At 62.8% G+C, this 11,147-nt stretch carries 11 protein-coding genes; 10 read left to right on the top strand and 1 reads right to left on the bottom strand.

Annotated features, from left to right (window positions below; translation table 11 throughout):
- Positions 1–5: 5 nt before the first annotated feature.
- The 10 genes from trbE to BLR94_RS11550 all read left to right on the top strand — a co-directional run bounded on the left by trbE (position 6) and on the right by BLR94_RS11550 (position 10,633).
- A complete protein-coding gene (gene trbE, locus BLR94_RS11505; RefSeq protein ID WP_084304890.1) occupies positions 6–2,456 on the top strand; it encodes a conjugal transfer protein TrbE in 2,451 nt (816 codons plus the stop codon).
- Positions 2,453–3,190, top strand: a complete 738-nt coding sequence (trbJ, locus tag BLR94_RS11510; RefSeq protein ID WP_084304891.1) for a P-type conjugative transfer protein TrbJ — start codon at positions 2,453–2,455, stop codon at positions 3,188–3,190. Before trbE ends, trbJ begins: the two co-directional genes overlap by 4 nt.
- Positions 3,191–3,201: 11 nt before the next feature.
- On the top strand, positions 3,202–3,486 hold the full coding sequence (locus BLR94_RS11515) for an EexN family lipoprotein (RefSeq protein ID WP_084304892.1): 285 nt from the start codon (positions 3,202–3,204) through the stop codon (positions 3,484–3,486).
- Positions 3,483–4,871 (top strand): P-type conjugative transfer protein TrbL, encoded by a 1,389-nt coding sequence (gene trbL, locus BLR94_RS11520; RefSeq protein ID WP_084304893.1) that lies wholly within the window; start codon positions 3,483–3,485, stop codon positions 4,869–4,871. Before BLR94_RS11515 ends, trbL begins: the two co-directional genes overlap by 4 nt.
- Before the next feature lie 12 nt (positions 4,872–4,883).
- Positions 4,884–5,588 carry a conjugal transfer protein TrbF gene (gene trbF, locus BLR94_RS11525; protein ID WP_084304894.1) on the top strand — a complete coding sequence of 235 codons (705 nt, stop codon included), beginning with the start codon at positions 4,884–4,886 and terminating at the stop codon, positions 5,586–5,588.
- Positions 5,585–6,586 carry a P-type conjugative transfer protein TrbG gene (trbG, locus tag BLR94_RS11530; RefSeq protein ID WP_084304895.1) on the top strand — a complete coding sequence of 334 codons (1,002 nt, stop codon included), beginning with the start codon at positions 5,585–5,587 and terminating at the stop codon, positions 6,584–6,586. Before trbF ends, trbG begins: the two co-directional genes overlap by 4 nt.
- Before the next feature lie 701 nt (positions 6,587–7,287).
- On the top strand, positions 7,288–7,872 hold the full coding sequence (locus BLR94_RS28385; protein ID WP_478212339.1) for a TraB/TrbI/VirB10 family type IV secretion system protein: 585 nt from the start codon (positions 7,288–7,290) through the stop codon (positions 7,870–7,872).
- A complete protein-coding gene (locus BLR94_RS11540; protein ID WP_084304897.1) occupies positions 7,869–8,117 on the top strand; it encodes a DUF2274 domain-containing protein in 249 nt (82 codons plus the stop codon). The genes BLR94_RS28385 and BLR94_RS11540 overlap by 4 nt, the downstream gene beginning before the upstream one ends.
- A gap of 110 nt (positions 8,118–8,227) precedes the next feature.
- On the top strand, positions 8,228–8,965 hold the full coding sequence (locus BLR94_RS11545) for a type IV toxin-antitoxin system AbiEi family antitoxin domain-containing protein (RefSeq protein ID WP_084304898.1): 738 nt from the start codon (positions 8,228–8,230) through the stop codon (positions 8,963–8,965).
- Between the two features lie 42 nt (positions 8,966–9,007).
- The gene (locus tag BLR94_RS11550; protein WP_084304899.1) at positions 9,008–10,633 is read left to right on the top strand and encodes a DNA cytosine methyltransferase; all 1,626 of its coding nucleotides are present in this window, start codon (positions 9,008–9,010) and stop codon (positions 10,631–10,633) included.
- Here BLR94_RS11550 and BLR94_RS11555 read toward each other — a convergent pair.
- Positions 10,603–11,064, bottom strand: coding sequence for a very short patch repair endonuclease (locus BLR94_RS11555; RefSeq protein WP_084304900.1), 462 nt, complete (start codon positions 11,062–11,064; stop codon positions 10,603–10,605). The genes BLR94_RS11550 and BLR94_RS11555 overlap by 31 nt on opposite strands.
- Positions 11,065–11,147: the final 83 nt, after the last annotated feature.

Raw genomic sequence — 11,147 nt, forward strand, 5'->3', positions numbered from 1 at the left:
ATGCCATGCTGAACCTTGCCGAATACCGCCAGCGGCCCGCGCTGCTGGCCGACTGGCTGCCCTGGGCCGGACTGATCGCGCCGGGCGTCGTCTTGAACAAGGACGGCAGTTTCCAGCGCACGGCGCGCTTTCGCGGGCCGGACTTGGACAGCGCTACGCAAGGCGAGCTGGTCGCCACGTCGGCGCGGCTCAACAACGCGCTGCGCCGCCTGGGGTCGGGCTGGGCCTTGTTCATCGAGGCCGAGCGCCGGCCGGCGGCGGACTATCCGCATTCCGACTTCCCCGAGCCACTGTCCTGGCTGGTCGATGAGGAACGCCGTGCCGCCTTCGAGGAGTCGGGGCATCACTTCGAGAGTGGCTATCACCTGACGCTCGCGTACCTGCCGCCCGAGGAATCGCGCGCCCGCGCGGCCAAGCTGCTCTACGAGAACGCGCCTGGCGACGGCGTGGACTGGCGCGGCCGGCTCGATGCCTTCGTGGCGGAAACCGATCGCGTGTTCGACCTGCTCGACGGCGTGATGCCGGAAATAGCGTGGCTTGATGACGCCCAGACGCTGACCTACCTGCACGCTACGGTTTCGACGCGCCGCTACCGGCTGGCGGTGCCCGAAGTGCCGTTCCACATCGACGCGCTGCTGGCTGACTGCGCACTGGTCGGCGGCCTGGCGCCCACGCTGGGCGACCAGCACCTGCGCGTGGTGTCGGTGCGAGGTTTCCCGACTTCGACCTGGCCGGGGATTCTGGACGACCTCAACCGCCTGGGCTTCGGCTACCGCTGGAGTACGCGCTTTGTCTGCATGGACAAAGCCGAAGCAGAAAAGGAGCTGGGCCGCCTACGCCGCCAATGGTTTGCCAAGCGCAAGAATGTCGTCGCGCTGCTGCGCGAAACGATCTTCCAGCAAGAGTCGCCGCTGGTTGATACCGACGCCAGCAACAAGGCGACCGACGCTGATGCCGCCTTGCAGGAGCTGGGCAGCGACCAAGTCGCCTTCGGCTACCTGACGGCCACCGTCACCGTGATGGACACGGATGCCGGCGTGGCGGACGAAAAGCTGCGCATGGTGGAGCGCGTCATCCAAGGACGCGGGTTCGTCACTATCCCCGAAACGCTCAACGCTGTCGATGCCTGGCTGTCGTCCATCCCCGGCAACGCCTATGCGAACGTGCGCCAGCCCATCGTTTCCACGTTGAACCTGGCGCACATGATGCCGCTGTCCGCGGTGTGGGCCGGGCCGGAGAGGAACGACCATCTCAACGGCCCGCCGCTGATCGTCACCCGCACGGATGGTTCGACGCCGTTCCGGCTGGTGACGCACATTGGCGATGTAGGGCACACGATGATTGTCGGCCCAACCGGTATGGGAAAGTCGGTGCTGGTGGCGACCTTGGCGATGCAGTTCCGTCGCTACCCTGGATCGCGCATCTTCGCTTTCGATATAGGCCGCTCTTTGCGCGCCGCCATCCTGGGCCTGGGCGGTGAGCACTATGACCTCGGGGCCGATGGCGGCATCGCATTCCAGCCGCTCGCGCGCATCGACCAAGAAAGCTACCGCACTTGGGCGGCCGAATGGATGGAAGGCCGGCTGCTGCATGAAGGCGTGATCGTCGGCCCCGACGAGAAGGCGGCGATCTGGTCGGCGCTTGGGAGCCTCGCCGGGGCGCCGGTGGAGCAACGGACGCTGACCGGGTTCTCCGTACTGCTGCAATCCAACGCGCTGCGCCAGGCCCTGTCGCCCTATGTGCTCGGCGGCGCACACGGCAAGTTGCTCGACGCCGATCACGACTGGCTCGGAATGGCCGACGTGCAGTGCTTCGAGATGGAAGAGCTGATGCACAGCAAGGCCGTCGTTCTGGCCGTGCTGAGCTACTTGTTTGCGCGCCTGGAAGAACGATTCGATGGCTCCCCAACCATGCTTTTCCTCAGTGAGGCATGGATGTTTCTGGATGACCCGGTGTTCTCGGCACGGCTTCGGCAGTGGCTGAAGACCTTGCGGAAAAAACAGGTCTCCGTCGTTTTCGACACGCAATCGTTGGCTGACATCAAAGAATCGTCTATCGCGCCGGCCGTCATCGAAAGCTGCGCCGTCCGCATTTTCTTGCCCAACCCGCAGGCGACGGAACCGCAGATTCGCCCAATCTATGACGGTTTCGGTCTCAGCAGCCGACAAATCGAGATTGTCGCCACCGCGCAACCCAAGCGCGACTACTACTACCAATCCCGCCTCGGCAACCGCCTGTTCGACCTCGACCTGGGGCCGGCGGCGCTGGCCTTCGCGGGCGCGTCCACGCCGCAAGACCAGCGCGACATAGACCGCGTTCTTGCGCAGGTCGGCGCGCCGGGCTTTGCCGGCGGCTGGCTGCGCCATAGCGGCCTCGATTGGGCAGCCGACCTACTGCCGTCTGCACCGTCCGCCGCGTCCTTCCTCACTTCTCAACCACCGGAGGTTTCGCCATGAAGACTCGCCTGCTTTCCGTTTCTCTCGCCATCGCGCTGTCCGGCTCGCTCATGCTCGCCCAGCCGGCGTCCGCCATCACGGTCATCGACCCGACCAATCTCGTGCAGAACACGCTGACAGCGATCCGCACGATGGAAATGATCGAGAACCAGATCAACCAGCTACAGAACGAAGCACAAATGCTCGTCAATCAGGGACGCAACCTGGCGAGCCTGCCATTCAACGTGGTCAACCGGCTGCATTCGACGCTCGCCACCACCGATCGGTTGATCGCGCAGGCGCAGGGGTTGGCGTTCGAGGTGCAGAGCATGGATCAGGAGTTCGCGCGCCTGTACCCGGAGCAATACGCCGCGACCGTGAGCGGCAATCAGATGTACCAGGACGCACAACAGCGTTGGCGTAACACGCTGGGCGGCTTGCAGACCGCAATGCAGATGCAGGCGCAGGTATCGCAGAACCTGACCGAAGACAAAAGCGTTCTGACGGATCTGGTCGGCCAGAGCCAATCGGCCACCGGCGCCTTGCAGGCCCAGCAAGCGACCAACCAGTTGCTCGCCTTGCAGGCGAAGCAATCCATCCAGGCGCAGCAGCTCCAGCTTACCCAGGGCCGCGCGACGGCGCTGGAACTGGCGCGGCAAGCCGCCGCCGTCGAACGCGGACGCGAAGTGACACGGCGCTTCCTCGGCAGCGGTACGGCGTACACGCCGCAGTCCGTGAACTTCTACAACGACTAACGGGCAGGGCCATGACACGCGCGACCGCCATGTTCGCCTTCGCGTGCCTGCTGGCCGGCTGCGACCGGCCGCAGGCGCTATCCGTGGAAGCGCTGGCCGCCGATCCGGCGCAGCTGCATGCGCTGCGCGCGGAGTGCGGCCGCTCCGAGCATGACGGTGCGTTCTGCGCGCGAGTCACTCAAGCCGATCTGCGGCGCTTCCTTTCCGGGCAGGCCGGGCCGGGCGAATACCAGACGCTCGCCGATCTGCCGCCGATTCCCGACAGCTTCGATGACCCCGTGGAGGCACGGCCATGAACGACGTCGCCATCATCGACCGCTTCCTCAACGTCTTCTCGACCTACATCGACTCCGGCTTTGGCATGATGCGCGGCGAAGTCGCTTACCTGACGGCCACACTGGTCGCCATCGACATGACGCTCGCCGGGCTGTACTGGGCGCTCAGTCATGCCACAGGTCAGGGCGATGACGTGATTGCCAAGCTGATCCGCAAGGTGCTCTACGTCGGTGCCTTCGCTTATATCCTCAATAACTTCAACTGGCTGGCGAGCATCGTATTCCGCTCCTTCGCTGGCCTCGGCCTGACGGCCAGCGGCTCGACCGTGAGCATGCAAACGTTCCTGCAACCCGGTCATCTTGCCAAGACTGGCCTCGACGCGGCGGCACCGATCCTCGACCAGATCAGCGACATGGCCGGGTTTCCCGAGGTGTTCGTCAACCTGACGCCTATCGCCGTGATGTTCCTTGCATGGTTCACCGTCATCATTTGCTTCTTCGTGCTGTCGGTGCAGCTCTTCATCACGCTTATCGAGTTCAAGCTGACCACGCTCGCCGGCTTCGTGCTGGTGCCATTTGCACTTTGGAACAAGACGGCGTTTCTCGCCGAGAAGGTGCTCGGCAATGTGATCTCGTCGGGCGTCAAGGTGCTGGTGCTGGCCGTCATCGTCGGCATCGGTACGGGTCTGTTCGCTGAATTCCAGGTCACACCGAACGAACCTTCCATCGACCACGCGCTAGTGGTGATGCTGGCCTCGCTCGCCTTGCTGGCGCTTGGCATCTTTGGGCCAGGCATCGCCACGGGACTGATCTCTGGCGGGCCGCAACTCGGTGCGGGTGCGATGGCTGGCGCAGCCTTGGGTGCGGCAGGAGCCGCTGTCGCGGTCGGCGCCGCCGCCACCGGCGTCGGTGGTGCGGTGGCCGTCGGAGCGCGCATGGCACCAGCGGCTGCAAGCGCCATCGGTAGCGGCGCCCGCGCGGCTACCTCGACCGCCAGCAGCGCAAGGTCGGCGTTTCAGGCGGGCTCGACCGCTGCCGGCGGTGGCGCCAGAGGCGCAATGGCGGGTTTGGGCAATGTCGCCACGACCGGCGCGCAGGCAGTTGGCCAGAAGGCCACCGCCGGAGTGCGCTCGTTCGGGCAGCGCGCAGCCGCCGCCTTCCGTTCGGACGACGCCGGGCCAGCAGCTGGTGCTGGCGACGCAGGGGGCAGCGCCGCTGCGTCGGGCTCGTCCGCCGGAGGCGAAGCCCCGGCCAATAGCGCCAACCAACAGCAACCCGCTTGGGCCAAGCGCCTGCATCGCCGCCAGCAGATCAGCCATGCCGCTACCACCGTCGCGCACACGCTGCGCGGCGGGGACGGCGGCGGCTCGGCGCAAGGCCCAAGCCTAGGCAATTCCGATTCTTGAGGAGAACAAGCCATGCGATTCAAGCGACCGCAGGTGCGCTACGCCGATACTCCGCAGCCTGCCACCCCGTATCAAGCTGCCGCGCAAGTCTGGGACGAGCGCATTGGCTTGGCTCGCGTGCAGGCGAAGAACTGGCGGCTGATGGCCTTCGGCTGCCTGGTGCTCGCGCTGCTGATGGCTGGTGGCTTGGTCTGGCGCTCAGCGCAGTCCATCGTCACGCCTTACGTGGTGGAAGTGGACAAGATCGGCCAGGTGCGCGCAATCGGCGAAGCCGCCACGCCGTATCGGCCGGCCGATGCACAGATCGCTTTCCACCTCGCGCACTTCATCACGCTGGTGCGCTCGCTGTCGATCGACCCCATCGTCGTGCGGCAAAACTGGCTCGATGCCTACGACTACACCACCGACCGCGGCGCGGCCGTGCTCAACGACTACGCACGCACGAGCGATCCGTTTGCGCGCGTCGGCAAGGAGTCGGTGACGGTGCAGATCACCAGCGTCGTTCGCGCCAGCGATTCGTCATTCAACGTTCGCTGGACGGAACAGCGCTTCATCAACGGCGCATCGGCCGGCACCCAACGCTGGAACGCCGTGATTTCCATCGTCCTGCAAACCCCGCGCACCGAGCAACGCCTGCGCAAGAACCCGCTGGGCATCTACGTCAACGGCTTGTCGTGGAGCCGCGAACTCGATGCGTCCGAAGGAGCCGAGCCATGAACCCGTCTTTCCGCTTTTATGCTTTTGCGCTGACTTTGGCGGCCTCCACGTCGTCACTGCTGGGCTGCGCCTCGCAGGGCAAGCCACCGCCGCGCATCTCGCTCGATGAGCCGGTGCTGGCGCAGCCGTTGCCCGAACCACCGAAGCCCGTAGAAGTGGTGGAGGTGCCGAAGGTGCTGCCGATGCCGGCGCAGATGAAGCCGATGCCTGACGTGGACGAAGCCAAGCCCGCGCCCGAGCCGGCCGACGAAACCGTGCGCGTCTCGCGTGCCAACGCCGAGGCGCGCATCGCGCCGACTCGCGAGGGCTACGTCAACGCGATTCAGGTGTGGCCTTTCACCGATGGCGCGCTGTATCAGGTCTACGCCGCGCCGGGGCGCGTCACCGTCGTGTCCCTACAGCCGGGCGAGGAACTGGTGACGGTCGCCGCCGGCGACACGGTGCGTTGGATTGTTGGCGATACGTCCAGCGGCGCCGGCGCCGAGCTGCGCGTCAACGTGCTGGTGAAGCCCACCCGGTCGGGCCTCAAGACGAATCTGGTCGTCACCACGAACCGCAGGACATACCTGCTGGAACTGACCTCGACGGAAAAAGCGTGGATGGCATCGGTGTCTTGGGACTATCCGAAAGACCGGATGTTGGCCTTGCAGCGCCAGTCGCAGGCCGCACAGGCGACCGCGCCGGTCGATACGGGCTTGTCGCTGGAGAAGATCCGCTTCCGCTACGCGGTCAGCGGCAGCAATCCACCGTGGAAGCCATTGCGCGCTTTCGACGACGGCGAGAAGGTTTATATCCAGTTCCCGGCAGGCATCGCGCAGGGCGAGTTGCCGCCCTTGTTCGTGATCGGCGCGCAGGGCGACGGACAACTGGTGAACTACCGCTTCCGCTCACCGTACTACATCGTGGATCGGCTGTTCGGCGCGGCCGAACTTCGCCTGGGCGGGGACAAGGGCGACGTGGTGCGCATTGAGCGCGCGGATGGCACGCGGGAGAAATGACCATGAGCCAGGACGAAACCCCGGATGTGCCGATTCCCGACACCGCGCCGAAGGTCGCGCCCGAGAACGTGGCGCTGCGGGCTCAGCCGCGCCCGGTGACACGCTTGAATCGGCGAACGCTGGCGCTGCTGACCGGCGGCCTCGGCGTGGCCGTGCTGGGCGCAACGATGTGGTCATTGCAGCCGACGCATCGGCGCGGCGGCAACGAGCCGGCCGAGCTTTACAACGTCGATCGCGTCTCGCGCTCCGAAGGACTGGACCAGCTTCCCACTGATTACTCCAAGCTACCGGCCAAGGTGCCAGAGTTGGGGCCGCCGTTGCCCGGCGACCTGGGGCCGGCCATCGTGAAGTCTCAGCAGCAGGCGGTGGCCCGCTACTCGCCGCCCGGCCAGGACCCCGGCGCCGCAGAGCGTGACGCGCGGCGCAAGGAGGCTGAAGCGGCAGCGGGATCGTCAGTGTTCTTCCGCTCCAGCAACCAGCGCGCCGCTACGGCGCCGACGCAGGTGGCCGCCGCCGGCCCGACATCTGGCTTAACCGGCTTCGATCCGCAGGCCGCTGGGCCGGCCTCGACGGCGGCCCAGCCCGCCGACCCGACTGCCGTGCAGAACCGCCAAGACCAGAAAGAGGCGTTCCAGAAAGCCGGAACTACGGAAACCCGTAATTCCGGCAACCTGACCCTGCCGGCTTCGCCGTATCAGGTCATGGCCGGAACGGTGATCGCCGGTGCGCTGGTGACGGGCATCAAGTCGGATTTGCCTGGCGATGTGATCGCCACGGTGACGGAGCCGGTGTACGACACCGCGACCGGCCGCTATCTGCTGATCCCGCAGGGATCGCGCATCTTCGGCAAATACAACAGCCAGGTCGCCTACGGACAGAGCCGCGTTCAGGTGGTGTGGAACCGCGTCATTCTGCCGGACACGTCTTCGCTCACACTGGACAACCTGGCCGGCACGGACCCGGCCGGCTATGCCGGCCTGGAGGATGGCGTCGATTGGCATTGGGATCGCATCTTTGCCGGCGCCGCACTGACGACGCTGCTGGGCGTCGGCGCCGAACTGGCTGCACCAGAGAACCGCCAGAACGGCGATCGCGTCGTTATCGCCGGGCGCGACAGCGCGCAGGACAGCATTAATCAGGTCGGCCAAGAGATGACCCGGCGCAACCTCAACATCCAGCCCACCTTGACCGAGAGGCCGGGCCTGCCGGTTCGCATCATCGTCAACCGCGACTTGGTACTGCGACCGTACCAACCGCTGTTCTTCAATCGGGGGACTTCGCAATGAGCACGACGCGCAAACTGCGGCTTGGGCCTCTGCCTAAGACCGAGAGCATTAAGCTGACCTTCGCGTGCCCGGCCAGCCTAAAGGCTGACCTAGACCGCTACGCCGCGTTGCACGCACAGACTTATGGCGAGGCGGTCGATGCCATAACGCTGATCCCGTACATGTTGGAGGTGTTCATGGCAGGGGATCGTGGCTTTCGAGGGCGGAAGGGTAAGTGCAGCACTTCTACTCGCGCAAACTTGTAAACCCTTTACAAGGCTAGGGGCTTGGGAAAATCCTCCGAGTCGTAGCTTGCTACGATTGAGCCTATAAAATTAAATTGACACCTATTTGGAAAAGATGTATCAATCGTAGTATGGCCACGACCCGACTAAGTAAGCTAAACGCGCTCCATGCGCATCCGGCACCTGGAACACCGCTGACTTCGGAAGACTTGGCGGCTCTGGGCATCTCGGCGGATTTGGCGGTGCATTACGTGCGTGCCGGCTGGCTTACACGGCTGACGCGTGGTGTGTTTTACCGGTCCAATGACGAGTTAGCTCTCAATCCTAGCCTATCGCTGTTGGAGCGCAGGTTAGAGGGCTTGCACGTGGGGGGCAAGTCTGCGCTGGAATGGCATGGCTTGCGCCGATATATGTCGCAGCCGCCACTTATACACCTATATGGCTGGGCTGCCGGGCGTTTGCCAGAATGGTTCGTAGAACGCTTTCCGGCTGAGTATCACCGCAAGCGATTGTTTGACGAGCGCCCAGATGCCTTGCTGCATGTTTGTCCATTCGAAAGGCGTAATGAGGCGCCGCAGGTTTCGACACCGGAGCGCGCGTTGCTGGAATTGCTTAGCGATGTTGGTGTGCGTCAGCCGTTGCAGGAGGCTCGCGAATTCGTCGAAGACACTCACAACCTGCGTGCGGATGTGCTGCGTGGACTTCTGCAATGCTGCAAAAGTGTCAAGACCGTGCGTCTGTGCCTTCATCTTGGTCGTGAGCAGGCGCTACCCTGGGCTGCCAAGCTCGACCCGGTCGCACTGCCAACGGGCAGTGACCGTCCCTGGGTTTCTAAATCGAATGACGGTCTGCTGGTACTCAAGCCATGAGTACTGATTCCTCAATCATTCCAAATATCAAGAAGGCAACGAATGCCAGTTCCAATAATTGATCTTTTTGCAGGTCCGGGAGGACTAGGAGAGGGATTTGCCTCACTGAAAGGCAACAAACATCAGCCATTTTTTGAGATCGGACTCTCCATTGAAAAGGATGCTGTCGCACATAGAACACTGACGCTCAGGGCCGTGTTCCGGCGTCTACGTGGAACCAAAAGTGTCAGGCATTACTACAGCTATATACGAGGTGAAATTGACGAAACTGCGTTTCGCGAGATACCTGCGGTGGCCAGCGCTTTCGCGCATGCCGCCAAAGAAGCGAGGTGTCTGGAGCTTGGCAAGTCGGATGAATCCAATATAGATGGGGAAATCCAAGCAGCACTGAATGGACAGCAGAATTGGGTGCTGATTGGTGGCCCACCTTGCCAAGCTTACTCCTTGGCGGGCCGCTCTCGGCGTGCCAATGACAAGAACTTTCACAAAGACGAGAAGCACCTTCTTTACAGGGAGTACTTGCGAATCATCCGAGTGCATCGGCCCACGATCTTCGTGATGGAGAATGTCAAAGGTCTGCTCTCGTCGAAGCACTCTGGTGACCCAATGTTCGAGAGGATCATTGCCGACCTGTCGTCACCTGCCGAGGGACTGGAGTATGAAATCCGATCTTTCACCAAGAAGGGGAATGGCGAATCGTTGGAACCCTCAGACTACATTATCCATTCCGAAGACTATGGGATACCGCAGAGTAGGCACCGAGTGATACTGCTCGGCGTAAGGAAGGGGGCGGGGATACCACCGCAACAGTTGCTAGTGCCCATATCAAAGCCTGTAACTGTCAGGCAGGCAATCGACGAGCTTCCAAGGATTCGAAGCAGATTGTCCAAGGGGGATTCGCTGGAAGCGTGGCGCAAGGCTGTTCAGGCTACCCCTGCGTATATCAAGGGATGGAAAACAGGAATCGAGTCCGCCATGATTGAAGCGACGCGGACCTTTGCTGCAGCTGCAACTAGTACCACGACCGGAGGGGTATTCATTCCACGAAATTACAAAAGGCCGAAGAAACCCACGGAGCTTCAACAGTGGCTGCACGATCGAAGTCTCGGCGGTGTTTGCCAGCATGAGGCGCGTGCACACATGGCCTCCGATTTGGCACGCTACCTATTTTCGGCCACTTTTGCGCATTCGTACGGGTATTTTCCTCGGCTGGATATTTTCCCCCCGAAACTGTTGCCCGACCACATCAATGCGCGCGTCAAAAGCGAATCCGAGACTATTCCGTTCAGGGACCGATTTCGTGTTCAATGCAAGAACGAGCCAGCCACGACGGTTGTGGCGCATATTGCTAAGGATGGTCACTACTATATCCACTACGACCCTTCGCAGTGCAGGAGTCTCACGGTTCGGGAGGCAGCACGGCTGCAGACTTTCCCCGACAACTATTTCTTCGCGGGCAACCGCACGGAGCAATACACTCAAGTCGGAAATGCCGTTCCTCCGCTGCTGGCGTACAAACTGGCCAAAATCGTGCGTAGCCTGCTGAACGAAACAAACAGGAAGAAGCGCAGGCAAGTCGGTGACCAAACACACAGCAAACCGATGGAAAGCGTACGCCGCAGCATTTCTAAGCAGGTTCAGGTTCCGTTGCTTGCCGAGGCGGACTGACCGATTACGAGAGCTTCGTCATTGCCATGCAACCACTCCTGAACCGACCGAACAGTGTCCTCGATCGAATGCTTCAGCGCGCACTCCCAAACGGTGGCCACCCGCCACCCGAGGCCCCGAAGCGCCTCCACGTGCCGCTTGTCGCGATCGACATTGCCCAGGAACTTCTGTTGCCAGAACTCCATGTTGGTCCGGGGCGTGGTGGCGTAGCGACAACCTTCATGTCGATGCCAGAAGCAGCCGTGAACGAAAACCACCGCCCGGTGCTTCGGGAACACGAGGTCTGGGGAGCCCGGCAGCTTTCTGACATGAAGTCGATATCGGAATCCCCTGGCGAAAAGAAGGGAGCGAAGAGTTCGTTCCGGCCAAGTGTCCTTTCCGCGAATGCTCGACATCATGCGGCTGCGCTGAGGAGTGGTAGGGACGCGCATGGCCTTGGATGCATTCCACTTGAACGTTCGCAGAAGCTGCCACTTCCCACATCTGCCAGCCAATCTGATTGGGTGGAGGCGTT

It is taken from the genome of Phytopseudomonas flavescens (assembly GCF_900100535.1).
Taxonomy (GTDB): domain Bacteria; phylum Pseudomonadota; class Gammaproteobacteria; order Pseudomonadales; family Pseudomonadaceae; genus Aquipseudomonas; species Aquipseudomonas flavescens.